This is a genomic window from Pseudomonas fortuita (assembly GCF_026898135.2).
GTDB classification, from domain to species: Bacteria; Pseudomonadota; Gammaproteobacteria; order Pseudomonadales; family Pseudomonadaceae; genus Aquipseudomonas; species Aquipseudomonas fortuita.
Genome location: NZ_CP114035.2, coordinates 2,974,371 through 3,000,050, shown reverse-complemented (window position 1 = coordinate 3,000,050; position 25,680 = coordinate 2,974,371). Strand labels below are relative to the sequence as shown.

Below are 25,680 nucleotides of genomic sequence, written 5' to 3'. Positions count from 1 at the left end.
GGGAAACGCCATGAAGCGCCTGTATCCACTGCTGTTCAGCCTGGCCCTGGCGGGCCAGGCCAGCTGGGCCGATGACCTGATGGACAACGCCGACCTTGCACCCGGCAATGACCTCGGTGAACCGGTGATCATCCGCCTGCTACCGGTCGGCGCCGGTCAGGCTGCAGTGATCGAGCAGCAAGGGTCAGGCAACCGCGCCGCCCTCGACCAGAACGGTCAGGCCCTGCTGGGCCGCATCGTCCAGGCCGGCGGTGCGCAGGAAGCGTACATCTTGCAGGAAGGCAGTGACCTGATGGCAACCATCAGCCAACAGGGAAAGGGCAACAGTGCGTCGATCCGACAGAGCGGCAGCAGCAACAGCGCAGCCATCGAGCAGATCGGCAACGACAACAGCGCCAGCATCGTGCAGTCCGGTTCGGGCCTCAGCAGCTCCGTGAGCCAGACCGGCAATGGCCAACATGTGCAGATCACACAATACCGATAGACCTGGAGGCACCACCATGTACAAGCTCGCCCCTTTAAGTGCCGCTATCGTCCTGGCCCTCGCAGGTCAGGCCATGGCTGCTGACAGCACCTCATCGCAGACTCAGGACGGCAAGGACAACATCGCCGAGGTCAGCCAGACCCAGGCATCCTTCGCTTCGGCCACGCAGAACCAGACCGGTAAAGGTCACAACCACCTGGCGGTGCAAACCGAGAGCACCAGCGATATCCAGCAGAGCGCCACCGGCCAGTACAACGCCGGCTACGCCGAGCAACTGTTCGAGAACGGCAGCCAGATTACCCAAACTGCCGGGGGCAGCTACAACGATGCCTTCGCTAGCCAGTCGGTAGGGATGAACAACGAATCGCTGCAAACCCAGCAAGGCGTCGGTAACAAATCCACCGTGTGGCAGGACACCCAGGAAGGCAGCAAAGCCGCCAGCTGGCAATCCGGCCAGCGCAACGAGGCCTTCCTTGAGCAGACCTTCGGTGGCAGCAACAACCGCAGTACCGTCAACCAGACCGGCCAGGACAACTATGCAGCCGCCGAGCACCTGAACCATGTCGATGGCGACATCCAGGTCTACCAGGATGGCCACGACAACTGGGCCTACGGCGACCAGCGTGAGGGCACCGGTGGCACCATTGGCATTGGCCAGTACGGTGGCGGCAACTCGGTGGAAGTGTGGCAGGACACCCAGGTCGGTAGCCAGGCTTCCGTGGTCCAGACCGGGCAGACGAACGAGGGCTATATCGACCAGAGCTTCGGCACCGGCAACAAGGTCAGCCTGACGCAGCAAGGCAATGCCAACGCCAGTTGGTCGGACCAGTTCGAAACCAATAACGCGACCGCCACCATCACCCAGACCGGCAACAACAACCTGCATTTCACCTACCAGAATGGTGAAAACCTCAACCTGACCATCAACACCAAAGGCAATGGCAACAGCATCACCGCCAGCAACTGGAAAGGCGCCAAGATGGGTGGCCAGTTCGGCACCAACCAAAGTGCCACCATCAACCAGACCGGCAACGGCAACGGCGTCAACCTGACCCAAAAAGGCGCTGACCAGGTGGCCACGCTGACCCAGACGGGCAAAGGCAACCAGATGCAGACCAAGCAGGACGACGTCAACAATGAGCTGTATTTCGAGCAGAACGGCACCGACAACATCCTGATCGCCGACCAGCGCGGTACCGACAACTATGCCTACGGCAACAGCCAGGGCACCGGCAACACCATTACCCTGGACCAATCCGGCTACAGCAACCAGAGCTACACCAACCAGCTGTACGGCAGCGGCAACGAAGCCACCATCAAACAGACTGACAGCATCAACGTCGCCTACGTGACCCAGGGAGGCCAGGGCAACAAGGCGTTCGTCGACCAGAGTGGTATCGCCCAAACCGCCACCATCACTCAGCTGGGCAGTGCAAACCTGGCCACCGTGACCCAAAAGTAACCCGCTCCCCCTTGAACCGCGGTGCTCCTCTCCCTGGTGCCGCGGTTCCTTTTTCGCTCACACCCTCTGCCCGGTATATGCATTCCCTGCAGGATCAGCCTTGTGCTGCGAAAGGGCCTGCAGGACTGGCACATCGTTGGGAGGCATACCGGCCTCTTCGCCGCACAAGGATGCTCCTGCGGGGATTGCAATTGCAGGGATACAATATCCACTCCCTCGAACCTGTGCGGTGCCATGATCCAGTCCGACCTAGACCTGTTCGGCCCCCAGCCACAACGCCTGGCCAGCCATACCGTGCTTTTGCCCGGCTTTGCCCTGGCCGAAACCGAGCCGCTGCTCGATGCGCTGCGCCCGGTGCTGCGTGCAGCGCCCTTCCGGCACATGCACACGCCCGGTGGCCTACGCATGGCTGTAGGCCTGACCAACTGCGGCACGCTGGGTTGGGTGAGTGACGAACAGGGTTACCGCTATAGCCCCAACGATCCGCTCAGTGGCAAGCCGTGGCCTGCACTGCCCCCGGTTCTGCTCGCGCTCGCCGCCCGCGCTGCGGCGCTGGCCGGCTTCGAGGGCTTCGTGCCGGATGCCTGCCTGGTCAACCATTACCTGCCAGGCACACGCTTGAGCCTGCACCAGGACCGCGACGAACGGGACTTCGGGCAGCCGATCGTGTCTGTGTCGCTGGGCCTACCGGCAGTGTTCCTGTTCGGCGGCCTGCAGCGCGCCGACAAGCCCCGTCGCATCCCCCTGAGCCACGGCGATGTGTTGGTCTGGGGCGGCGAGGACCGCTTGCGCTTTCACGGCGTGCTGCCCATCAAACCCGGCGTGCATCCGCGCATGGGCGAGCGGCGGATCAACCTGACATTGCGCAAGGCGGGGCCCTGAACAGGCCCCGCTTCTACCACCCGGCGCAAAACAAGATGAATTCACATGAAACATGTTGAACATCCAGGCCAGGCAAGCTTCAAATATCAAGCCGCCTTCCTTGCCTGGAGCCTGCCATGTCGAACCCACTTAGCCCCTCAAACCGTTGCCACGGAGCCACTTACCGATGAAGATGCCTGGCCGTGCCCCCAACGCCTCGCTGCAGCTCGATTACGTACGCGACACCCTTTTCGGCCCAGTGGCGCAGAGCGTGGAATGCCAGTGCCAGCTGGCCGATCTCAACCTTCAAGGTCGAGCGGGGCTGCGTCTGCATATCTGCCCGCCGCTGCCTGACAAGGTCGACCGTGCCCACAGTGTGGCCTTCGTCTGGGATGGGCGCAGTTATCATGGGGTGGTTCGCGACAAAGGCAAGTGCGGCGATGGCGGCCTCAACCTGCTGCTCGAGCTACAGTAAGCCGATCAACGGCAGCTAAACCAGCTGAACCGGCCGACCGCGGCGTCTCTCCATAGCAAAAGGGCCTCTGCCCGCCGGAGAATGCCATGAACAGTCCATTGCTCAAGCTCTTCACCCACCCCGCCGACGCCTGGCTGGATATTCGTCGGGCCGAAGAAGACCACCCACAGCAATACCTGCCGCGGCTGCTGGCCTTGGCACTGATACCCGCCGTGTGCCTGTTCATTGGCACGACCACCTTCGGCTGGAGCCTGGCGGCCGAGGAGCGGGTACGCCTTGGCATGGGTAGCGCCGCGCAACTGGCGGGGCTGCTGTATGCCACCACCGTTGTGGGCGTGATGCTGATGGGGGTGATGATCCGCTGGATGTCACGAGGGTTCGACGCACATCCAAGCCTGAGCCAGTGCATCGGTTTTGCCGCCTACTGCGCCACGCCGTGGTTCTTCGCCGGGGTAGTCGGGCTGCTGCCGATTCGCTGGTTGGCCTTCGTCGCGCTAATGGCCGCTTCGGCCTATGCAAGCGTCTTGCTGTATGGCGGTTTGCAGACATTCCTGCGGCTTAAAAAGGAACAGGCAATGCTGTTCGCGACATGCGTGTGGGGCGTGGGGCTTCTGGTTTTGGTAACCCTGCTCGTGGCGATGGTTCTGTTCTGGTTCAACGGCCTGATGCCAGAATACGTGCGCCCGGCCAACCTGGGCTGACCGGGGCAAACCAGGTGCACTCAAGCATGCGACCTGAGTGGCGCCGGGTGGCTGTTGCGCAGCGCATGCAACTGCCCCACGAGGTGGACCAGGTCACGGCAACTGTTAAGGTTGTGCAACGGAACCCCACTGAGGGTCACGCTCTTTTCGAGACTCTGGCCCTGACCCAGGCGGATGGTCAGGTTGGCGCCGTCCGGGCAGCTGACTTCACAGCGGTCGGGCAGGCATGCCTGCTCGATCATCTGCCGCATCTCCAGCATCGAAACTCCAATCAACGACGTGGTACGACCCTCTCTGTGCGATGGCCTGTTGTGAGTGAGTACGCCTTTATCGGGCGGGGCGCCAATTGATATTGCCCATGCCCTGGCAGGCGTCCATGCGCCGGGGCAATGATGATGCGGGGAATCCCTTAGCACCTTAGTGGAAGATTGCGCTCGCGGGCCGAGGGTTCGAATGCAAAGCCTGACTTAACGACGAGCGGTGCCGGTATCACCAGCCACGGTTCAATGGCCGGCCCCTTCCCGTTCATCCTGCATCTGCCCAAACCGCCCGGCATGGAAATCGTCGAACGACTCGGCAATCTCCGCCTGGCTGTTCATCACGAATGGACCGTAACCGACGATCGGCTCGTCAATCGGCTCGCCGCTGAGCACCAGCACACTGGTGCCCTCCAGAGCCTGCACGGTGACATCCTCCCCGTCCCGGTCCAGCAGTACCAGGCTGGACGGGCCAGCGTCGCGCTCGCCATTGATGCGCACGTTACCGCGTAACACCACCAGCGCCGCGTTGCGACCGACAGCAACCGGCAGCTGCAAGGCCGTGCCGGCATTGAGCCGCAGGTCCCACACATCCATCGCGGTAAAGGTCCGCGCCGGCCCTGGGTGCCCCTTGTAGTCGCCGGCAATCACCCGCAAGCTACCGGCGTCGCCCTCCAGCGCTACCACCGGGATGTCGCTGGCCAGCAGCGTCTGGTAGCCGGCCGCTGCACGTTTGTCACGCGCGGGCAGGTTGACCCACAACTGGACCATTTCCAGGGTACCGCCACTGCGGGCAAAGCCCGGGGAATGGAACTCCTCATGGATGATGCCATTGGCGGCGGTCATCCACTGCACATCACCTGGTCCGATCAGGCCGCCAGCACCCGTGGAGTCACGGTGTTCCAGCTCGCCCTGATAGACGATGGTCACGGTCTCGAAGCCGCGGTGCGGGTGCTGGCCAACGCCGCGCCGCGCCGTGGTCGGGGTGAAGTCATGGGGGCCAGCGTAGTCCAGCAGCAGGAACGGGCTGATCCGGCTGGCCAGGTTTTCGTAAGTGAACAGGCTGCGCACGGGAAAACCATCACCTACCCAATGGGCGTGTGGGCTGCGGTGGATACCCAGAATGTTTTTCATGAGAAGGCTCCTCTCTTGGCTGGGATAACCTTATCAATGATACGAATCAGGCGGTAGACGGGTTATTCGGCATACATCGTTCTACCTATGGAACAGTCAGCCCGGCAAGAAAGCGAGTACCTGCTCGGCCGCCATGGCCGGGTCTTCCTGCATGAAACAGTGCCCACCGGCAACTTGCCGGGCGGTTACATGCCGGTTGAGCGTGGCCAGGCGGTTCACCGAATGTGGCACGAAGGGATACGTCTGTTCGCCATACAGAATCCGTGTCGGCGCGCTGATCGCTGCAAGGCGCGCCCACATGCGTTTGGGGAATGAACTGAAGATTTCCACTTCCCGGCTGGGCCGGCACTTGAGCACCACTGCATCGCCACAATCGCCGATGGCGTGTTCGACATAAGCCTGCAGCGCTGCATGGGTCCAGCCCTTGAAGATGCCCCGCCCTTGCAGCAAGGCTAGCGCTGCCTCGCGATCAGGCCAGTGGCTGCGGCGGCTGGCGGCCTTGCGTGCCAATGCATGACGCTGGTGCAGGCCAACCAGTGCTGCTGCGCCCATCACACCCAGCATGCGACGACTGAACAACACGGGGTCTAGCAACACCGCACGCTCGAACAGCTCAGGTTCAGCGGCCAGGATCAGGCCCGTAAGCACGCCGCCAAAGCTGTGCCCCACGGCAAACCGCGGCACATCGCCGTACCCGCCACGCCCGGCCTGAAAGGCTTCCACTGCCAGCTCGGCAGTACGGTTCCACCCCCGAAACACCCCACCATGGTCACTGTCGCCATGCCCCTGAACGTCGCAAAGCCACAGGTCGAAATGTTCGCCCAGACGCATCAGCAACGGTTGGTAGGCCAGGCAACAGAAGCCATTGCCGTGCAAAAAATGCAGCAACGGCTTGCCACTGACAGGTGTTCGCCAGCCACGCAGGGTGAAACCTTCGGCGCATTCGTGGGACCAGGGTATCAACTGCATCGGCTTGCTTCACTCGCGGGGCTAAGAAAACGCCGATTCTACAAACAGCAGCGGGTAGAGTGAAATCACCAGCAACAAGGCCATCAGGACATTGAACAGCATCAGCCAGCGCGGGTTCTGCAATACGTTGCGCAGGGCGCTGCCGAACATTACCCACACACCGACGCTAGGCAGGTTGACCAAGGCAAACAAGGCGGCGATGACAATCACGTTGGTCACATAGCCTTGCGCCGGTGTGTAGGTGGTAATCGCACCCACCGCCATGACCCAGGCCTTGGGGTTGACCCACTGGAACGCCGCTGCGCCCCAGAACCCCAGCGGCTTGCGGGCGCTCGAGGAGGCCGTGCCGACTGGCCCGGAAGTGGCTATTTTCCAGGCCAGATACAGCAGGTAGGCGGCGCCGGTATAGCGCAGCGCCGTGTACAGCGGCGGCCAGGCCTTGAATACTTCACCCAGGCCCAAGCCCACGGCCAGCACCATGACCATGAAACCGATGCTGATACCCAGGGCATGAGGGACCGAACGACGCACGCCGAAGTTCACCCCCGAGGCCAGTAACATGGTGTTGTTGGGGCCGGGAGTGATGGACGATACAAAGGCAAACAGCACGAAAGCGATCAACAGGTCGGCAGAGGCAAGCATGGCGGGCATTCCACTTTCGTTATAGGTGCTGTCACACTAACGGAGTCGCCCTCTCTGGCGACCGATACAGTTATATTAAATTATTCAGATACACATCACTGTACCGCTAACCCGGATCAAGGAAGCCGTCACCATGAGCCTCACCATTCGCCCAGCCGTTCGCACCGATGCCGAGCAGATCCTGGCCTTCATTACTGAGCTGGCCGAGTATGAACGTGCCCGCCACGAGGTGGTCGCCACCCTGGCCGACATCGAGCACAGCCTGTTCGACGAGGGCAGCACAGTGCGTAGCCTGATGTGCGAACGCGATGGCCGGGCAGTCGGTTTTGCGGTGTACTTCTACAGCTACTCGACCTGGCTCGGGCGCAACGGTATTTATCTGGAAGACCTGTATGTCACGCCTGAACAGCGTGGCGACGGTGCTGGCCGGCAACTGCTGCGACATATTGCCCGCGAGGCGGTGGCGAACAATTGCGGGCGCCTGGAATGGAGCGTGCTGGACTGGAACGAGCCGGCGATCGGCTTCTATCAGAAGCTGGGGGCCGAGGCGCAGGATGAGTGGGTCCGCTACCGGCTGGATGGCGAGAAGCTGGCGGCATTCGCCCGCGGGTGACACGCTTGCTGATGCGGCCCTATCGCCGGCAAGCCAGCTCCCACAGGTACTGTATAACCCTTTAGGGCACTGCTAATCCTGTGGGAGCTGGCTTGCCGGCGATAGGGCCCGGGCAGGTAAAGTTACTGCCGCCGCCACACTGCCCCGGCAATGTCGACCCGCTTGGGCAGTACCTTGTTGTCGAAGAACAACTGTGCCGTGCGCTGCTGCGCCGCCACGATCTCATCACTCACCGGCAGCACGGGTGACGCCGGCCGGTGGCTGAAACTGTGCTGCACCACCGCTTCTGGCAAACCCATGAACTGTGCCAGCACGTGGATGCTCCCAGCCTCGTCGCTGCGGGTAAGTGCCTCGGCCCGGCTGATTTCGTCCAGCAATTGCCCGACAAAGGCGCCATTGGCTTCGACATAGGTGCGTGAACCCAGCATGAACGGCCCAATCAGCCCCAACCCTTGGCCGTCGGCCAGCAGACGCGCCTTACCCTCCAGGTCGATGGCGGAGTAGAACGGGTCCCAGATTGCCCAGGCATCCACGCTGCCCCGCTCGAATGCCGCCCGGGCATCGGCAGGCGCCAGCCACACTGGCTGAACATCACCAATGCTCAGCCCGGCCTTGGCCAAGGCACGCAATAGCAGGTTGTGGGCGCTGGAACCCTTCTGCAGGGCAATACGCTTGCCCTTGAGCTCCCCTACTGCCCTGATCGGGCTGTCTTTCGGCACCAGGATCACTTCAGCCTGCGGCTTGGGCGGCTCGGCCCCCAGGTACAACAGGTCGGCGCCGGCGGCCTGGGCGAAGATCGGCGGAATATCACCGGTAGAGCCAATATCAAGGCTGCCGATGTTCAACGCTTCAAGCATCTGCGGGCCCGCGGGAAACTCGATCCATTGCACGCGGGTGCTGGCAAAGCGTTGCTCCAGCAGCCGATGCTGCTTTGCCAGCACCAGGCTGATCGAGCCCTTCTGATAGCCAATACGCAAGGTGGCCGGGTCTGCGGCCTGGGCCGCGCCGGCCAAGGCCAGCATCAGCAGCATGGCAAAGCGTAGTAAGCGCATGGGTCATTCCTTCCAGTCGGTCGAGGGTTTTTCCCACAAGTTGATCCCGCCTTCCACAGCGTACTGGTCGATGGCGGCCAGTTCTTCGGCCGTGAAGGCCAGGTTGTCGAGCGCGGCCACGTTCTCGGTGATCTGCTCGGGCCGGCTGGCACCAATCAGCGCAGAGCTCACCCTTGGGTCGCGCAGTGTCCAGGCAAGTGCCAGTTGGGCCAGGCTCTGGCCACGCTGGCGGGCAATGTCGTTCAGGGCGCGTGCGCGGGCGATGTTGGCTTGCGACAAGTGCTGGGGCAACAGCGAGCCACCACCCGCACGGTTCACCCGGGCGTCGGTCGGGATGCCGTTGAGGTATTTGTCGCTGAGCAGGCCCTGGGCCAGGGCAGTGAATACAATCACCCCGGCACCCAAGGCATCGGTGGTGTCGAGCAGGTCCCGTTCGATCCAGCGGTTGAACAGGTTGTACGACGGCTGGTGGATCAGCAGTGGTACCTTCAGGGCTTGCAGCAACGCCGCAATTTCAGCGGTCTTTCCGGCCGAGTAGGACGAAATGCCAATGTACAGCGCCTTGCCCTGGCGCACGATATCGGCCAGTGCGATGGCCGTTTCTTCCAGCGGGGTATCGGCGTCGAAACGGTGCGAATAGAAGATGTCAACGTAATCCAGGCCCAGGCGCGCCAGGCTCTGGTCCAGGCTGGCGATCAGGTATTTGCGCGAGCTGCCGCCCTGCCCGTACGGTCCCGGCCACATGTCCCAGCCGGCCTTGCTGGAAATGATCAGCTCGTCACGGTAGCTGCGCAGGTCCTCGCGCAGCAGCCGGCCGAAGTTGGTCTCGGCACTGCCATAGGGCGGGCCGTAGTTGTTGGCCAGGTCGAAATGGTTGATACCGGCATCGAACGCCGTGTGCAGCAAGGCGCGCTGGGTGGTGATGGGCGTGGCATCGCCAAAGTTGTGCCACAGGCCCAGGGACAGGGCCGGCAGCACCAGGCCGCTGCGACCGACACGACGGTAAGGCATGCGCGCATAGCGCTCGGGGTTGGCGGTGTAGCTCATGGTTGGCCTCGTTCGGCAAAGTAAGGGTTGGCTGGGCGCTGCAGGCCCAGGTGCTCGCGCAGGGTGTGGCCCTGGTACTGACGGCGGAACAGGCCGCGCCGCTGCAACTCGGGCACCACCTGCACAGCGAAGTCTTCCAGGCCCAGGGGCAGGTGCGGCACCAGCACGTTGAAGCCATCGGCGCCGCCGCCTTCGAACCAGGCTTGCAGCTCATCGGCGATCTGCGTCGGGGTGCCGACCAGGCTGTAGTGCCCTCGCCCACCGGCGATGCGCCGGCCCAGCTGGGCCAGGGTCAGCTGTTCGTTACCGGCCAGTTCGGTCAGCAGTTGCTGGCGGCTGCGCTGGCCATCCTCGGTAGGCGGCAACGCTGGCAGCGGGCTGTCCAGCGGGTAGCCGGAGAGGTCGAAGTTACCGAGCATGCGCCCGAGCAGGCCAACGCCGACCCGCGGGTCGACCAGCGCCTGGAACTGTTCGTACTTGTCCTCGGCCTGCGCCTGGCTTTGCCCCACCACCACGAACACGCCGGGCATGATCTTCAGCGATTGCTCATCCCGCCCATGACGCGCCAGCCGGCCCTTGAGGTCGGCGTAAAAAGCTTGTGCCCGGGCCAGGCTCGGCTGGGCGGTGAACACCACCTCGGCGCTTTGTGCAGCCAGCTCGCGGCCGGTTTCGGACGAGCCAGCCTGCACCAGCACAGGTCGCCCCTGTGGGGAGCGGGCCACATTGAGTGGGCCTTTGACGCGAAAGTGCTCGCCCACATGGTCAAGGGTACGCACCGCCTGCGGGTGGTGGAACAGGCCACTGGCCTTGTCGCGCACGAACGCATCATCGGCCCAGCTGTCCCAAAGCCCTTGCACCACCTGCTGGAATTCGCGGGCACGGGCGTAACGCTCGGCATGTGGGATGTGCGTCTGGCGGCCAAAGTTGCCGGCTTCGGCGGCAGCGTCGGAGGTGACCAGGTTCCAGCCGGCACGGCCTGCGGACAGGTGATCCAGCGAGGCGAACTTGCGTGCCACATGGTACGGCTCGTTGTAACTGGTGGTGGCTGTGGCGATCAGGCCGATGCGTTCGGTGACTGCACTCAGCGCCGACAACAGGGTCAGTGGTTCGAAGTACACCGAGCGGGCACTGTGGCTGGCCAGCGGGTCGCTGGGCGCGGCGACGCTGTCGGCGACGAACAAGGCATCGAAGCACGCGGCTTCGGCGATTTGTGCGGTGCGCTTGTAGGTGGCGAAATCCAGCGGGTCGGCCGGTACGTCCGGGTGGCGCCAGGCGGCCACGTGGTGACCGGTAGCCATGAGGAAGGCGCCCAGATTCATTTGGCGGGGCATGTTGTTCTCCTTGAAATCACGATTGGGGCCGCTTTGCGGCCCATCGCCGGCAAGCCGGCTCCCAAAGGGAGCACGCAATTCATTCAGGCTGCGCTGTACCTGTGGGCGCTGGCTTGCCGGCGATGAGGCCGGTACAGGCCACCGGCCGCCACTCAGAAATCCTTGCGCAGTTGCACACCGAAGTAGCGCCCGTCATCCCGCGGTACTGAGCGGTAGATGTAGTCGCCGCCACTGGCCAGCATCTGCGCATACGATTTGTCGCCCAGGTTCTTGCCCAACAGGGCTACGCGCCAGCCGTCGTTGTAATCGGCCAGGGCAATGCTGGCGTTCCAGATGCCATAGGCGCCCTGCACGGTGTCCGGGTTCTGGTCGAGGCTGAACTGCACGGCGTCCTGCCAGCTGTAATCGCTGCTCAGCTCCACATCCAGGCCGTTGTCCAGCGGGATCACGTAATCGGCGCGCAGGTAGGTCTTCCAGTCGGGCGTGAACGGCAGGCGACCGCCATCGATGTTGCAGTTGGCCGCCGCACCCGCCGGGCAATTGAAGTGGTCGACACGGGCCTTGGTGTAGGCCACGGCTGTCGACAGCTTCAGCCGCGAGGTGGCCTGGAAGCTGGCATCCAGCTCCACACCCTGGGTCTTGACCTTGCCGGCGTTGACCAGGCGGGTTACCACCTGGTTGGCCACGGTGTCGAAGAAGTTGGCCTGGTAGTTGTCGTAGTCGGTGTGGAATACGGCCAGGTTGGCGGTCAGGCGATTATCCAGCGCCGTGCTTTTCAAGCCGATTTCGTACGCATCCGACGTTTCGGGCTTGAGTGCCTCGGTGTCGCGCGGCTGCATGTTGAAGAACACGTTATAGGCCGGCCCTTTGTAGCCGCGCGAGTACGTGACATAACCGGTCAGGTTGTCATTGAAATCATATTGCAGGCCGGTCCTTCCGCTCCAGCCGTCCTCGTCCACCGAGCCAGCGCTTGCGGTCGAAGGCTGGATACCGGTCACTGCGCTGGCCGAGGTGGAGACGCGGCGATGATCGTACTCAAGGTCGTCGTGGGTCCAGCGCAGGCCGAAAATGGCACGCAGGTCATCGGTGAAGTTGAAGGTGTTTTCACCGAACAGCGCGACACTGTCGTTGGTGGTGGAATAGTCGGCGCGGCCACGGTTGGCCACGCCGCCATTGACCGACAGGCGCTGGTAGGTCTCGTTGGACGTGCCATGCATGTAGAAGGCGCCCAGCACATATTCGTTGAACTGCCCTTTGGGCGAGGTCAGGCGAAACTCCTGGCTGTACTGGTCATAGTCCACCGTGCCCTTGTCATGGGACGCCGTAACCGGCAGCAAGGCACGCCGGTCGCCGTCCTGGTACTGGGTGTTGTCCCAGCCCCGCCAGGCGCTGATCGACGTCAGGGTGTAGTCGCCCAGCTGCCAGTCCAGTTGCGCCGAAAGCCCCTGGTTCTCGTCCTCGACGTGGGTCTTGAAGTCGCTGTTGATGTCGCGGTTGTGGGCACTTGGCGTCACCGGGCGCAACTGGCTGGCAAATGCGGCACTGGCGCTGGTGATGACGCCGCTGGGCAATGTGTCCTCGCCCTTCATGTAGTCGGCGATCAGGGTCAGGCGCACGTCTTCGTTGGGCTCGAACTCCAGCTTGCCGCGGGCGCCTTTGCGTGCATAGCCATTGACGTCGTGGCCATTGGCAACGTTCTCGACATTGCCATCGTAGTCGCCCCACAAGGTGCTCAACGAACCCTTGAACTGCTCGCTCAGACGCCCGCCAATCCCAAAACGCAGGCGGTTCTCGTCGCCAGCGCCAAAGTGCGAATAGTCCACATAGCCCTGGGTCTGTTCGGGGACGGCCTTACTGACCACGTTGAGTACACCCGCCGAGGCGTTCTTGCCAAACAGGGTGCCCTGTGGCCCGCGCAATACCTCGATGCGTTCGAGGTCGAGCAGGTCGAGGGTCGACTGCCCCGGGCGGCCGAACACCACGCCATCGACCACCGTCGCCACGGTGGGCTCGACGCCGGGCGAGGTAGAAATGGTGCCCACGCCACGGATGAACAGCGAGGTGTCCTTGTTCGAGGCGCCGGCGCGGTAATTGAGGGTAGGCACCTGCTGGACGATGCTGGCAACGTTGTTGCGGTTGTCGCGCTCCAGCTGTTCGCCATCGATAACCGACACCGCCACCGGCACTTCCTGCAGCGTGGCTTCGCGGCGCGTGGCGGTGACGGTGACCGCGCCTAATGCAGCGGCCTGCGAAACTCCCGCTTCGGCCGGTTCGGCTGCTTGGGCACCTTGGCCAAAAGCGGCCAGCAAGATGGCTGCGGCCAATGGCCGACGTTGCGTAGCGGGGAACGGTGTACGGCTTTTGTGCATGGTGCTCACTGCCTCGGGAAACCAGACCAGGCCCCATCTGACGGGGCCGACACGAAGTTGCTGTGGTTGTCTGGTCTCGCTCGTGCGAGTGGCAGGCGGTTGCCAACAGCTGCGCTTGTTAGCGCTAACATTGGCAAGTATCAGAGGGCGTTGCTTAGCACGTCAAATACTTAAAAGTCAGATTGATATGCAATAAAGCTATTTGCCAACCCACTTCCCGTTAGCGCTACCATCGCGCCATTTCCCCAGGAGGCAGCCCGGTGAGCCAGGCCAAGGATCCCCCCCGCAAGCGCCGTGGCGCAGGCCGTGTCACCCTCGCCGAGGTGGCACGGGCCGCTGAGGTTTCGGCCATCAGCGTGTCGCGCTACTTCAACCAGCCAGACCAGGTTTCGCCGCCTTTACGCGAGCGTATCGAAGCCGCCGTGCAGGCGCTGGGCTATGTGCCCAACCTGGTCGCTGGTGGGCTGGCCTCGGCCCGTGGGCGCATTGTCGGCATGGTGATCCCGAATATCTCCGGGCCGATCTTCGCCCAGACTATCCAGGCGTTCAGCGACACCCTCAGCAGCCACGGCTACCAGTTATTGCTGGCCTCCAGTTATTTCAGCGAAGCGCAAGAAGAAAGCGCAGTACGGGCCTTTCTCGGCTGGTCGCCGGCAGCGTTGGTGGTGACCAGCCATTTCCACAGCCCGGCCACGGAAAAGATGCTGGCCGACGCAGACGTGCCCGTCGTGGAAATCTGGGACTACCGCCCTGAGCGGGCGCCCTTGCAAGTGGGTTTCCTTCATCACCAGGTAGGCGTGCAGGCCTGCCGCTACCTGCTGGACAAGGGCCACCGGCGCATTGCCTTCGTGCAAAACAGTGCGGCCGGCGACCTGAGTGCGCTGGAGCGGCGCGATGGCTATATTGCGGCATTGCATGAAGCCGGGCTGGAACCTTGGGTGTTCGTGCCCTCAACCGACTGCGCACCGTTCGAGGCGGGCAAGCAGGCAATGGAAGCATTGATTCGTCGCCAGCCACGGCCCGAAGCGATCATCTTTGCCAATGACAACCTGGCTGCCGGCGCCCTCCTGGCGGGCCAGCGCGCCGGTTTGCGCCTGCCCGAAGACATGGCCATCGTCGGCTTTGGCGACTACCCCTTTGCCGACATGCTGTTGCCCAGCCTGACCACCCTGCGCCCGCCCTCGCGGGCAATTGGCGAACTGGCGGCGTTGCGGGTGCTGCAGCACCTGGGGGTGGTAGCGTGTGAGGGTGAGGTGCAACGGCTTAACCTGTTGGCGTGTGAGTTGATTGCCCGCGAGAGCGCGTGAGATGCACAGGCGCTGTGACAACCCGGCCATTGAGGATTATTCTCCTACGGTATGTCCCACCGCCCCAATATGTGAGCGCCGAATATGAAAATCGATGACATGGACGCCTTCGTGGCGGTCATCCGTTGCCAGTCGACCAACCTCGCCGCCGAGGCCCTGCAACTGACCCAGCCGGCCATCACCCGCCGGGTGCAAAACTTCGAGGAAGACCTGGGCGCCACCCTGCTCGACCGCAACACCAAGCCGCTGAAGCCGACCCCCATGGGCCTGCGGGTGTACGAGCAGTGCAAGGCGATCTTGCGTGAGATCGACTCGCTGCGTGAACTGGTGGCCAACGACGGTGCCCCGTCCGGGACCCTGCGCCTGGGCGTGCCGCAAACGCTTGGCGATGTGGTGCTGCTCGATGCCTTGGCACAAATTCGTGAAACCTATCCCGACCTGCGCACCCAGGTCACCAGTGGCTGGGGCAGCAGCCTGATCGCACGCATGGAAAACGGCGAGCTGGATGGCGCCGCGGCACTGTTCCCGCCCGGCAAGATCTTCCCCGAGGGCATCGCCAGCCAGTCGATCGCACGCATGCCGCTGCGCGTGGTGGCGGCCAAGGGCACTGTCGGCAAGCGCAGCCTCAAACTCAAGGACTGCTACACCCGTGGGTGGGTACTCAACCCCGATGGTTGCGGCTTTCGCGCCGGGCTGCAGCGCGCCCTGAGCGAACAGGGGCTGAGACTGTCGATCAACCTGGAGACCTTCGGCACCGAGCTGCAGCTCGGGCTGGTGGCCAATGGGCAAGGGCTTGGGCTGGTGCCCGAGCCCTTGTTGCAGAACAGCCGCCACCGCGATGCACTGGACGTGGTCAATGTGACGGATTTCAAGCCGCAGGTGGATTTGTGGTTGTTCCACCCGCGCTACCTGGGCAACCTGCAGGAGCCGGTTGAGCAGTTTGGCCGGGTGGCAGGGCAGCAACTCTGCGGGTGAGCCGAAAGCGCAAGCGCTTGCGGGAGCGGCCTTGCGTCGCGATTGGGCTGCGCAGCAGCCCTTGGCAACTCAATCGCAATAAAATAACCAACACGCATAACTTGATCCAAAAGTAATTCTTACAACTAATAATTAGCATAGAACCAAAAAGACTTTTACAGCGCTCATCCATACGAATACGGTCTTAGAAACCAACGTGTTCCAGGGATGAATACCCATGAGTCACCCCCCTTCTGCCAGCGCGCTTGCCGAACTCACCCAGGCCCTGGCCGCCAACGCCGAACGCTACGACCGCAGCGGCCAGTTCCCCGCCGATAACTTCGACCTGCTGCAGCGTCACGGCCTGCTGGGTTTCACCGTGCCGCGCCATTTGGGCGGCGGTGGCGCCGACCTGGCCAGTGCGCGCCAGGTAGTCGCCGCTGTCGGCAAAGGTTGCCCGTCCACCGCACTGATCCTCGTAATGCAGTATCTGCAGCACTTTCGCCTGCAGGACGAAGACCGCTGGCCCGAGCACCTGCGCCTGCAAGTGGCCCGCGACGCGGTGGCCGACGGCGCGCTGATCAACGCGTTTCGCGTCGAACCCGAACTGGGCACGCCCGCCCGCGGCGGCCTGCCGGCCACCGTCGCCCGGCGCACCGCCGAGGGCTGGCGGTTGTCCGGGCGCAAGATCTACTCCACCGGCAGCCACGGCCTGACCTGGTACCTGGTATGGGCCCGCAGCGACGACCAGGACCCACTGGTGGGCGGTTTCCTGGTGCGCAAGGACACCCCGGGCATCCGCATCGTCGAAGACTGGGACCACCTGGGCATGCGCGCCACCTGCAGCCATGAAGTGCAGTTCGACGAGGTGCTGATCCCGCTCGATCATGCCGTCAGCGTCAGCCCGGCCAGCGCACCGCGCGCCGAGCTCGACAGCACCGGCCTGCTGTGGATGGCAGTGTTGCTGCCTGCGCTGTACGACGGGGTGGCCCAGGCCGCACGCGACTGGCTGGTGCAGTTCCTGAACCAGCGGGCGCCATCCAACCTCGGCGCACCGCTGGCCAGCCTGCCGCGTTTCCAGGACGTGGTCGGGCGTATCGACACCCTGCTGTTCGCCAACCAGAGCCTGTTGAACGCGGCCGTGACCGGGCAGGTCGATCCGCGCCACGCCGGGCAGCTCAAGCACCTGGTCAGCCGCAACGCCATCCAGGCCGTGGAACTGGCCATCGAGGCTGCCGGCAACCCTGGCCTGTCGCGGCGCAACCCGCTGGAGCGGCACTACCGTGATGTGCTGTGCAGCCGCATCCACACCCCTCAGGATGACGTGGTACTCGGCCATGTCGGCCGCGCCGCCTTGGCAGAGGTGGCAGCATGAGCCATTCGATCATCGCCAGCCAGCTGGACGCACCGGCCAACCAGTACCTGCGCGAACGGTTGCCCGACCATGAGGTGATCGATATCGCCCCGGGCCAGTTGCATCTGGACGTTCCTGCCGACGTGTTCATCGTGCGCCCGATCAATGTACGCGGTAACCGCGTGGACAACCCTCCAGCGGGCTGGCCGTGGTCGTTGCGCTGGGTGCAGGTGGTGTCCTCGGGCATCGACTTCTACCCTGGCTGGGTGTTTCAGGGCCCGCCGGTCACCAGTGGCCGCGGCGCCAATGCCGAGCAGGTGGCCGAATTCGCCCTGGGCCTGGTGTTTGCTGCGGCCAAGCAGTTGCCAGGCCTGTGGGTCAAGGACGCCGACTGGCGCCTGACCCCGCTGGCCCCCGTGCGTGGTCGCACCTTGGGCATCTTCGGCTTCGGCAGCATCGGCCAGAGCCTGGCACGCAAGGCGGTGGCGCTGGGCATGTCAGTACTGGCGCTGAACCGCCCAGGCCAGCCCATTGCCCAGGTGCCGGGCGTGCAGCGCGTCGACAACCTGCAGCAACTTTTTGCCAGCAGCGATCACCTGGTCATCGCCGCCCCGCTCACCCCCGCCACCCACGGCCTGATCGACCGTCAGGTGCTGGCCCAGGCCAAGCCCGGGCTGCACCTGATCAACATCGCCCGTGGCGGGCTGCTGGACCAGCAGGCCCTGCTCGAAGCCCTGGAAAGCGGCCTGATCGGCCGCGCCAGCCTTGATGTCACCGATCCGGAACCACTGCCGGCGGGCCACCCGCTGTACCAGCATCCTCGGGTGTTTCTGTCACCGCACACCTCGGCGATTTCCGAGGACGGTTACCCGGCCCTGCTCGATGCTTTTCTCGACAACTTCGCCCGTTACCGCGAACAGGCACCGCTGCACAACCTGGTCGACACCCAGCGCGGCTACTGAACCCACACTTATTGGAGAACACCATGACTGCACTGTCTGTCGTCATCGCCCAGGAAAACACCGTACGCCAACGGGTCAGCGCCGAAGAGTGGGAGGTGCGGGTCAAACTGGCCGCCGCCTACCGCCTAGCCGCGCTGTTCCGCTGGACAGACCACATCTACACCCACTTTTCGGCACGCGTGCCGGGGCCCGACGAGCATTTTCTGATCAATGCCTTTGGCCTGCTATTCGACGAGATCACCGCGTCCAACCTGGTGAAAGTCGACGTGGACGGCACCATCATCGACGACCCGCTGGGCCTGGGCATCAACCAGGCGGGCTATGTGATTCACAGCGCGATCCACCGCGCCCGGCAGGACCTCAAGGCCGTGCTGCACACCCACACCCGCGATGGCGCGGCGGTGTCAGCGCAGCGCGACGGCCTGCTGCCGATCTCGCAGCACGCCCTGGCGTACTACAGCCGGGTGGCTTACCACGACTACGAAGGCGTCGCCCTGGACCTGGACGAGCAGCAGCGGCTGGTGGCCAACCTGGGCGACAGCAACATCCTCATCCTGCGCAACCATGGCCTGCTGACCGGGGGTGTCAGCGTGGAGCATGCCTTCCGTGAACTGCACGGGCTGGAGCGGGCCTGCAACATCCAGGTAGCGGCGCAGGCCGGAGGCAATGACCAGTTGCTGCATGCTGCGCCGGCGGCGATTGCCAAGGTGCATGAGCAGTCCAAGCGGTTTTCCGACGGGTTGGGTGAAGGGATCCATCGGCACTGGGATGCGCTGATCCGGCAGCTGGACCGGGAGGGGCTGGATTACCAGCACTGACAGGTTTTCTGTGGCCTCCAGCCCCCACAAGAACCCCACTGGATTGAGGCCTGTGGTGATCCTGTGCGAGCTGGCTTGCCGGCGATAGGGCCCGAACAAACACCTCATACCCCATTTAAGGATCACCCAATGCCCCCATTACACCTGGCCAGAAGCCTGCTGGCCTGCGCAACCCTGGCCTTCACGCTCGCCGCCTGCTCCCCCTCCGGCGAAGATGCCACCAGCAAAACCCTGAACATCGCCTTCTGGGGCGACAACACCACGCTGGTCAGCGTCGACCCGTTCCAGGTCTACTGGCTGGAGCACCGCGTACTGCTGCGCAACGTCGCCGAATCGCTCACTGACCAGGACCCGGCCACAGGCCGCATCATCCCTTGGCTGGCCAGCAGCTGGGAGGTCAGCGACGACGCGCTGCAGTACACCTTCCACCTGCGCCAGGACGTCTCCTTCAGCAACGGCGAGCGCTTCGACGCCCAAGCCGTGAAAACGGCCTTCGACAGCAACAAGGCCTTCGCTGCACAACTGCCCGCTACATTCGGCGCCACCTACCTGGCCGGCTTCGACCATGCCGAAGTGGTCGACCCGTTCACCGTCCGCCTGGTGCTTTCACGGCCCAACGCCGGCTTCCTGCAGGCCACATCCACCACCAACCTGGCCATTCTCGCCCCGGCCTCCTACGCGCTCAGTGCCCAGGAGCGTTCATTGGGCAAAATCATCGGCACCGGCCCGTTCATCCTCGAACACTACACCCCGGAAGTCGGCGCACGCCTGGTCAAGCGAGCGGACTATGCCTGGGCCTCGGCCAACGTCAAAAACCCTGGCGCCGCCCACCTGGACCGCGTGGAGATCAGCTATATCCCCGAAGAAAGCGTGCGCAACGGCCTGTTCCTGCAGGGCAAGGCTGACATCCTCTGGCCACGTAACCCGTTCTCCGAGGTTGACCTGAAGCTGTTCCAGGCAAAGGGTGCGGCCATCCAGAGCCGCTCGTTGCCAGGCCCGGCGCTCAACCTTTACCCCAACACCCGCAACGGCCGCCTGCTGGGTGACCGCCAGGTGCGCCTGGCCTTGCAGAAGGCCATCGACCGCACCAGCTATGCGCACACCGTCTACAACGCCGAATTCCCGGTGGTGACCGGCGTGTACGACGTGACCACGCCGTACTTCAAACCACAGACCAGCAAACTGGCCTACGACCCGCAGGGCGCCGAGCGCCTGCTGGATGCCGCCGGCTGGCGCAAGGGCGATGACGGCTACCGGCACAAGGACGGCAAACGCCTGACCCTGCGCTACAACCTCACCCCTGCCGAAAGCGCCGGTGATGTGCTGGTGCAGGACCAACTGCGCAAGGTTGGCATCGACCTCAAGCTGAACGTGCTGACCCGTGCCGAATGGGTGGCCGGCAACGCTTCGGGCAACTACGACCTCACCTCCACCTACATGACCCGCGCCGATCCGATCATCCTGCAGACCATCCTCGACCCGCGCGCCGCCAGCAGTGCCACCTTGGCCACCAATACTTACGAGCCACACGCACTGGCCCAGGCACAAACCTTGTTCGACAACGGCATTACCGCCACCCACGACGAACAACGCGCACAGGCCTATGGCCAGCTGCAAGACCTGCTGGTTGACGAAGCCTCGGCGTTCCCGCTGTACGAACGCGTGTGGCAAGCCGCCACCGCACCTCGGGTCAAGGACTTCCGCTGGACCGCCGAAGGTTTTGCCTTCCTCAGTGACATCCAGGTCGCGCAGCCATGAACCGCTACCTGATCGGCCGCATCGGCCAGGCGCTGCTGGTGCTGTGGGGCGCCTACACCATCACCTACTTCATTCTCTATCTGCTGCCTGGTGACACCCTGGCGATCATGCTCAGCGCCTCGGGTATGGAAGCCGATGGCCTGTCGCCCGAGGACCTGGCGAAGGCACGCGCCTACTACGGCCTGGACAAGGGCATTTTCGAGCAGTATTTCGACCTGCTATGGCGGGCACTGCACGGTGACCTGGGCCAGTCGTTGTCACTGAACCGCCCAGTGACCGCGCTGCTGGCCGAGCGCCTGCCGCAAACCCTGGCCCTCGCTGGCTTTGCCATCGCGCTGTCGTTGCTGGGCGGCATCGGCCTGGCCTACCTCACCGCCTACCTGCAATGGCAACCGCTGAAGGTGGCGCTGTCACGCTTGCCGTCACTGGGTTTTTCGGTACCGGTGTTCTGGATGGGGCTGCTATTGATCCAGGTGTTCGCCTTTGGCCTGGGCTGGTTCCCGGCCACCGGCAGCCAGGGGTTTGCCAGCCTGGTACTGCCGGCGGTGACGCTGGCCATCCCCAGTGCTGCGGTGTACGCGCAAGTGTTGCAACGCGGTTTCCAGGGTGTGTGGCAGGAGCCCTACATCGCCACCGCATTCGCCAAAGGCCTGAGCCGTGCGCAGGTGCAGGCACGACACGGCCTGCGCAATGCTGCCCTGCCAATTCTGACCCTGGTCGGTTTGCAGGTGGGCAACACGGTGTCCGGGGCCGTACTGGTCGAAACCATCTTTTCGCGCAACGGCGTTGGCCGTTTGGCCCAGGAAGCTGTACTGCGCCAGGACATTCCGGTGGTGCTGGCGATTGTGGCGGTATCGGCGGCAGCCTTCGTGCTGGTGAACCTGATCGTCGACCTGCTCTACCCGTACCTTGACCCCCGAATCGCCCATGCCACGAAGGTGACCTGACCATGACCGCCGATACTCACCTCCTGTGTGCTGCCCCACCGTCAGCCACCTGGAAGCGCCGCACACGCCTGCAACGCTTGGGCCAGGCGCTCGCCCCTTTGCTGGCGCGACCAGGCTTCAGCCTGGCGCTGCTGGTGGTGCTGTTCGCCCTGCTGGCGGCACTGGCGCCGCACTGGCTGACCAGTTTCGACCCTTACGCCACGTCGCCGGTCGACAAGCTACGGGCCCCTGACGCCGTCCACTGGTTCGGCACCGACGAGCTGGGCCGTGACCTGTATACCCGCGTGGTGTATGGCGCCAGCCTGTCGGTGCAGGCGGCATTGCTGGCAGTTGGCATTGCCCTGGCAGGCGGCTTGAGCCTGGGCGTACTCGCCGGGTTTGCCGGCGGGCGTCTGGCTGCCGCCCTCATGCGCCTGGTCGATGTACTGTTGGCCCTGCCCGGCCTGCTGCTGGCCCTGGCCATCGTTACCGCTATCGGTTTTGGCACGGTGCCGGTGGCGATCGCCGTCGGCGTCGGCATCATCCCCGGCTTTGCCCGCACCACCCGCGGCGAAGTGCTGCGGGTCAAGACCCTGCCCTATGTCGAGGCCGCACGCCTGGGTGGCGCCAGCTGGCGCCGCACCTTGCTGCGGCATGTGCTGCCCAATGCCTGGGGGCCTGTGGCCGTGCTGGCCACCTTGGACTTCGGCGCCGCCATCCTGGCCACTGCCGGCCTGAGCTTCCTCGGTTTTGGTGCAGCACCGCCAGCGGCGGAATGGGGCACCTTGATTGCCAACGGCCGGCACTTCCTGATCACCGCACCCTGGGTGTCGCTGCTGCCCGGCCTGTTCGTAGTCGCCGTGGTGTTCAGCCTCAACCACCTTGCCCGCAGCTTCGAGGAACATCCACAATGAACAACCAGCCTTTGCTTGTGGTACGCGACCTCAGCATCCGTTATCACGCCTCTGGCCAGACCACGCAAGCCGTCAAGCACCTTGCCTTCAGCCTGGGTCAGGGCGAAACGGTGGCCATTGTCGGCGAGTCAGGTTCGGGTAAGTCGACCTTGGCAAACGCCCTGCTCGGCCTGCTACCAGGCACGGCGCGCATCGACAGCGGCCAGCTGTGGGTTGACGGGCTGGATGTGGTGCGCGCCAGCGAGCGGCAGAAGCGCCAGCTGCGTGGGCGTACGGTGGGCCTGGTACCGCAAGACCCGATGGTCAGCCTGAACCCCACCCTGCGCATCGGGCAGCAGATTGGTGAGGCACTGGTGCTGGCCCAAGGCGTCCGCTCACGCAGCGTGGATGCCGATGTGCTGGCACTCCTCGCCCAGGTTGGCCTGGACAACCCGGCCCTGCGCGCCCGCCAGTACCCGCACGAGCTGTCTGGCGGCATGCGCCAGCGGGTGCTGATTGCCATCGCCCTGGCCGGCAACCCACGCCTGATCATCGCCGATGAACCCACCAGCGCGCTGGACGTGACCGTGCAACGCAAAATCCTCGATCATTTGCAGCGGCTGGTGGCCGAGCGTGGCATCTCATTGCTGATCATCACCCACGACCTGGGCATGGCCACCGACCGCGCAAACCGCCTGCTGGTGATGAAACAGGGCGAGCTGGTGGAACACGGCTCACCTGCGCAGATCCTGAAGGCACCGCAGCACCCGTACACCCGCGCCCTGCTCAATGCCGCGCCGGCATTCAGTGCCCGTCGCCAGCCCCGGCAACCGCCGCCGGGCGCAAAGCCGATCCTTAGCCTGCAGGGGGTTGGCAAAACGTTCGCGTTGCCCAAGGTAAAAGGCCAGAACAACGGCTTTGTCGCGTTGCAGGGCCTGGACTTGCAGGTTCACCCGGGGCAAACGCTGGCCATCGTCGGTGAATCCGGTTCGGGCAAGAGCACCACCCTGCGCATCGCCCTTGGCCTGGAGGCGCCCAGCCAGGGCCGTGTGCTGTTCGACCAACAGGACGTCACCGGCCACGGCTGGCGCCAGTTCCGCCCCTTGCGCCGACGCATGCAGCTGGTCCAGCAAAACCCCTTCGCCGCCCTCGACCCGCGTTTCACGGTGTTCGACGGCATCGTCGAGCCGCTGGTGGCGTTTGGCCTGCTCAAAGGTGCGGCACTGGAGCAGCGCGCACGCGAACTGATCGAACGCGTGCACCTGCCTCTGCATTACCTTGACCGCCTGCCCCGCGAACTGTCCGGCGGCCAGCGGCAGCGGGTGGCCATCGCCCGGGCGCTGGCACTACAGCCAGAACTGTTGCTGCTCGACGAGCCAGTAAGTGCGCTGGATGTATCGGTACAGGCACAGATTCTGGCACTGCTGGATGAGCTGCAACGGGAGCTGGGCATGGCTTATGTGCTGGTATCGCATGACCTGGCGGTGGTAGCGAGCATGGCTGACCAAGTGCTGGTGCTGCGCCAGGGGCAGGTGGTGGAGCGCGGGACGGTGGCGCAGGTGTTCGACAGGCCGACGAGTGATTACACGCGAGAGTTGATTGCTGCCGTGCCTGGGCGGTTGGTCACTGTTGCAGCTTGAGTTTGAAGGCCTCGGGGGCGCTTTGCGCCCCCAGCAATCTCAGGTCAGCCTCAAACTCAAAATGCGTATTAAGCATCATTAAACACTGCTGTTATTTTTGTTTTTCATAATTAGCATAGAACAACAAAGCCTTTCACAACCCCGCCCCACACCCGCTAAGGTCACTCCAGACCGACCCCTTTCCTGGCGGAGGCCGTCCACCACGACCACCCCAGGAGCCTTGCACGCATGCCACCTCTCTCACCCGCACCCCTGCTTCATCTTCGCCCACGGGCCAGGTGACGCATGACTGTCCCCATTCCATTTGCAACACAACCCACAGGTACTCCGATGAGCAAACGACAAATCCGCCTGGGCGCCATGATCCATGGCGTCGGCCACGGCTGGGGCGAATGGCGCCACCCACAGGCGCTGGCCGATGCCAGCGTCAATTTCGGCTTCTACAAACAGCAGGCAAAGCTGGCCGAGGCGGCAAAGTTCGACTTCGCCTTCATCGCCGACAGCCTGCACATTCACGCCCGCTCCAGCCCGCACTACCTCAACCGTTTCGAGCCGCTGACCATCCTTTCGGCACTGGCGGCGGTGACCGAGCACATCGGCCTGGTGGCCACGGTCACGGTCAGCTACACCGAGCCGTTCCAGGTAGCTCGCCAATTCGCTTCGCTGGACCTGATCAGCGGCGGGCGCGCAGGCTGGAACGTGGTGACCTCCTGGCTTTCCGGCACCGCTGACAACTTCGGCAAGGCTGAACACCCGCCGCATGCCGTGCGTTACCGGATTGCACGTGAGCATGTGGATGTGGTCAAGGGGCTGTGGGACTCATGGGAAGACGACGCCTTTACCCGCAACAAGCACAGCGGCCAGTTCTTCGACCCGGCCAAGTTGCACACCCTTGGCCACCAAGGTGAGTTCTTCAAGGTCAAAGGCCCGTTGAACATCCAGCGCTCGCCCCAGGGCCAGCCGCTGATCTTCCAGGCAGGCGTATCGGAAGACGGCCGCAACTTCGCGGCGCAGAACGCCGACGCCATCTTTGTCAGCCCGGAATCGTTCGACGACGCCCACGCCTATTACCAGGACCTCAAACAGCGAGCCGCACGCCATGGCCGCGCCCCGGACGCACTGTTCATCCTGCCCGGCATCCGCCCCATCGTCGGCCGCAATGTCGAGGAGGTCGAGCAGCGCTACCAGCAGGCCGTCGACCTGGTGAGCATCGAAGATGCCCTGGTTGCCCTGGGCCGCCCCTTCAACGACTACGACTTCAGCCAACATGATCTGGATGCGCCCTTCCCCGATCTCGGCACCCTGGGCAACGACAGCCACAAAGGCACCTCGGACCAGCTCAAGCAGCTGGCCCGGGATGAAAGCCTGAGCCTGCGCGAACTGGCACTGCGCTTTTCGCGCCCGCGCAGGGACTTCGTCGGCACCCCGGAGCAGGTTGCCGATGCCTTGCAGCACTGGTTTGAAAACGGGGCTGCCGACGGCTTCATCATCAACTCATTGCTACCTGACGGCCTGCAGTACTTCACCGAACACGTGGTGCCGCTGCTGCAAGCCCGTGGCCTGGTTCGCCGTGAGTACAGCGATACAACCCTGCGCAGCCATTTTGGCCTCGACGTGCCAGAAAACCGCAACACCCTGCGCCGCAACCAGGCAGCGCTTGCCTGAGCCCCC

24 protein-coding genes are annotated in these 25,680 nt (G+C 63.9%); 16 read left to right on the top strand and 8 right to left on the bottom strand.

The genetic code is table 11. The features are described from left to right. Nucleotides 1-10 precede the first annotated feature (10 nt). From OZ911_RS13785 to OZ911_RS13765, 5 genes are all read left to right on the top strand, one after another. Nucleotides 11-484 (top strand): curlin, encoded by a 474-nt coding sequence (locus tag OZ911_RS13785; protein WP_016486754.1) that lies wholly within the window; start codon nucleotides 11-13, stop codon nucleotides 482-484. 16 nt (nucleotides 485-500) lie between these two features. Further along, complete coding sequence (locus OZ911_RS13780; RefSeq protein ID WP_023047904.1) at nucleotides 501-1,946, top strand: curlin; 1,446 nt, start codon at nucleotides 501-503, stop codon at nucleotides 1,944-1,946. 234 nt (nucleotides 1,947-2,180) lie between these two features. Next, nucleotides 2,181-2,828 carry a DNA oxidative demethylase AlkB gene (gene alkB / locus OZ911_RS13775; protein WP_016486752.1) on the top strand — a complete coding sequence of 216 codons (648 nt, stop codon included), beginning with the start codon at nucleotides 2,181-2,183 and terminating at the stop codon, nucleotides 2,826-2,828. 166 nt (nucleotides 2,829-2,994) lie between these two features. After that, nucleotides 2,995-3,282, top strand: a complete 288-nt coding sequence (locus OZ911_RS13770; protein ID WP_016486751.1) for a hypothetical protein — start codon at nucleotides 2,995-2,997, stop codon at nucleotides 3,280-3,282. Between the two features lie 86 nt (nucleotides 3,283-3,368). Next, entirely contained in the window at nucleotides 3,369-3,983 is a 615-nt protein-coding gene (locus OZ911_RS13765; RefSeq protein ID WP_016486750.1) for a Yip1 family protein, read from the top strand. A gap of 20 nt (nucleotides 3,984-4,003) precedes the next feature. Here OZ911_RS13765 and OZ911_RS13760 read toward each other — a convergent pair whose 3' ends face one another. The 4 genes from OZ911_RS13760 to OZ911_RS13745 form a co-directional block, all read right to left on the bottom strand. Further along, nucleotides 4,004-4,234 (bottom strand): DUF1652 domain-containing protein, encoded by a 231-nt coding sequence (locus OZ911_RS13760; protein ID WP_268968690.1) that lies wholly within the window; start codon nucleotides 4,232-4,234, stop codon nucleotides 4,004-4,006. 252 nt (nucleotides 4,235-4,486) lie between these two features. Next, nucleotides 4,487-5,374: a pirin family protein gene (locus OZ911_RS13755; RefSeq protein WP_023047906.1), complete on the bottom strand. Its 888-nt coding sequence runs from the start codon at nucleotides 5,372-5,374 to the stop codon at nucleotides 4,487-4,489. Between the two features lie 96 nt (nucleotides 5,375-5,470). After that, nucleotides 5,471-6,343: an alpha/beta fold hydrolase gene (locus OZ911_RS13750; RefSeq protein ID WP_023047907.1), complete on the bottom strand. Its 873-nt coding sequence runs from the start codon at nucleotides 6,341-6,343 to the stop codon at nucleotides 5,471-5,473. Nucleotides 6,344-6,364: 21 nt separating this feature from the next. After that, on the bottom strand, nucleotides 6,365-6,994 hold the full coding sequence (locus tag OZ911_RS13745) for a LysE family translocator (RefSeq protein ID WP_016486746.1): 630 nt from the start codon (nucleotides 6,992-6,994) through the stop codon (nucleotides 6,365-6,367). A 124-nt stretch (nucleotides 6,995-7,118) separates the two neighbouring features. On the opposite strand from OZ911_RS13745, the gene OZ911_RS13740 reads away from it, so the two are divergent. Next, entirely contained in the window at nucleotides 7,119-7,598 is a 480-nt protein-coding gene (locus OZ911_RS13740) for a GNAT family N-acetyltransferase (RefSeq protein ID WP_016486745.1), read from the top strand. Nucleotides 7,599-7,720: 122 nt separating this feature from the next. Here OZ911_RS13740 and OZ911_RS13735 read toward each other — a convergent pair whose 3' ends face one another. The 4 genes from OZ911_RS13735 to OZ911_RS13720 all read right to left on the bottom strand — a co-directional run bounded on the left by OZ911_RS13735 (nucleotide 7,721) and on the right by OZ911_RS13720 (nucleotide 13,397). Then, nucleotides 7,721-8,650, bottom strand: a complete 930-nt coding sequence (locus tag OZ911_RS13735) for an aliphatic sulfonate ABC transporter substrate-binding protein (RefSeq protein WP_023047908.1) — start codon at nucleotides 8,648-8,650, stop codon at nucleotides 7,721-7,723. 3 nt (nucleotides 8,651-8,653) lie between these two features. Then, nucleotides 8,654-9,697 (bottom strand): L-glyceraldehyde 3-phosphate reductase, encoded by a 1,044-nt coding sequence (mgrA, locus tag OZ911_RS13730; protein WP_016486743.1) that lies wholly within the window; start codon nucleotides 9,695-9,697, stop codon nucleotides 8,654-8,656. Continuing rightward, the gene (locus tag OZ911_RS13725) at nucleotides 9,694-11,028 is read right to left on the bottom strand and encodes an LLM class flavin-dependent oxidoreductase (protein ID WP_023047909.1); all 1,335 of its coding nucleotides are present in this window, start codon (nucleotides 11,026-11,028) and stop codon (nucleotides 9,694-9,696) included. The genes mgrA and OZ911_RS13725 overlap by 4 nt, the downstream gene beginning before the upstream one ends. A 152-nt stretch (nucleotides 11,029-11,180) precedes the next feature. After that, entirely contained in the window at nucleotides 11,181-13,397 is a 2,217-nt protein-coding gene (locus tag OZ911_RS13720) for a TonB-dependent receptor (protein ID WP_031311979.1), read from the bottom strand. Nucleotides 13,398-13,657: 260 nt separating this feature from the next. Here OZ911_RS13720 and OZ911_RS13715 point away from each other — a divergent pair, with 260 nt between their 5' ends. The 10 genes from OZ911_RS13715 to OZ911_RS13670 all read left to right on the top strand — a co-directional run bounded on the left by OZ911_RS13715 (nucleotide 13,658) and on the right by OZ911_RS13670 (nucleotide 25,674). After that, nucleotides 13,658-14,704, top strand: coding sequence for a LacI family DNA-binding transcriptional regulator (locus tag OZ911_RS13715; RefSeq protein ID WP_016486740.1), 1,047 nt, complete (start codon nucleotides 13,658-13,660; stop codon nucleotides 14,702-14,704). 84 nt (nucleotides 14,705-14,788) lie between these two features. Next, on the top strand, nucleotides 14,789-15,679 hold the full coding sequence (locus OZ911_RS13710; RefSeq protein WP_016486739.1) for a LysR family transcriptional regulator: 891 nt from the start codon (nucleotides 14,789-14,791) through the stop codon (nucleotides 15,677-15,679). A 217-nt stretch (nucleotides 15,680-15,896) separates the two neighbouring features. Further along, nucleotides 15,897-17,033 (top strand): acyl-CoA dehydrogenase family protein, encoded by a 1,137-nt coding sequence (locus tag OZ911_RS13705; protein ID WP_070086608.1) that lies wholly within the window; start codon nucleotides 15,897-15,899, stop codon nucleotides 17,031-17,033. Then, nucleotides 17,030-17,974, top strand: coding sequence for a D-isomer specific 2-hydroxyacid dehydrogenase family protein (locus OZ911_RS13700; RefSeq protein WP_016486737.1), 945 nt, complete (start codon nucleotides 17,030-17,032; stop codon nucleotides 17,972-17,974). The genes OZ911_RS13705 and OZ911_RS13700 overlap by 4 nt, the downstream gene beginning before the upstream one ends. A 23-nt stretch (nucleotides 17,975-17,997) precedes the next feature. Next, nucleotides 17,998-18,792 carry a class II aldolase/adducin family protein gene (locus OZ911_RS13695; protein ID WP_023048624.1) on the top strand — a complete coding sequence of 265 codons (795 nt, stop codon included), beginning with the start codon at nucleotides 17,998-18,000 and terminating at the stop codon, nucleotides 18,790-18,792. 129 nt (nucleotides 18,793-18,921) lie between these two features. Then, nucleotides 18,922-20,550 (top strand): ABC transporter substrate-binding protein, encoded by a 1,629-nt coding sequence (locus tag OZ911_RS13690; RefSeq protein WP_016486735.1) that lies wholly within the window; start codon nucleotides 18,922-18,924, stop codon nucleotides 20,548-20,550. Next, entirely contained in the window at nucleotides 20,547-21,497 is a 951-nt protein-coding gene (locus tag OZ911_RS13685; RefSeq protein ID WP_016486734.1) for an ABC transporter permease, read from the top strand. Before OZ911_RS13690 ends, OZ911_RS13685 begins: the two co-directional genes overlap by 4 nt. A 2-nt stretch (nucleotides 21,498-21,499) precedes the next feature. Continuing rightward, the gene (locus OZ911_RS13680) at nucleotides 21,500-22,390 is read left to right on the top strand and encodes an ABC transporter permease (protein ID WP_023048621.1); all 891 of its coding nucleotides are present in this window, start codon (nucleotides 21,500-21,502) and stop codon (nucleotides 22,388-22,390) included. Beyond that, nucleotides 22,387-24,009, top strand: coding sequence for a dipeptide ABC transporter ATP-binding protein (locus OZ911_RS13675; protein ID WP_268968679.1), 1,623 nt, complete (start codon nucleotides 22,387-22,389; stop codon nucleotides 24,007-24,009). The genes OZ911_RS13680 and OZ911_RS13675 overlap by 4 nt, the downstream gene beginning before the upstream one ends. Before the next feature lie 330 nt (nucleotides 24,010-24,339). Beyond that, nucleotides 24,340-25,674 carry an LLM class flavin-dependent oxidoreductase gene (locus OZ911_RS13670; RefSeq protein WP_060516412.1) on the top strand — a complete coding sequence of 445 codons (1,335 nt, stop codon included), beginning with the start codon at nucleotides 24,340-24,342 and terminating at the stop codon, nucleotides 25,672-25,674. Nucleotides 25,675-25,680: the final 6 nt, after the last annotated feature.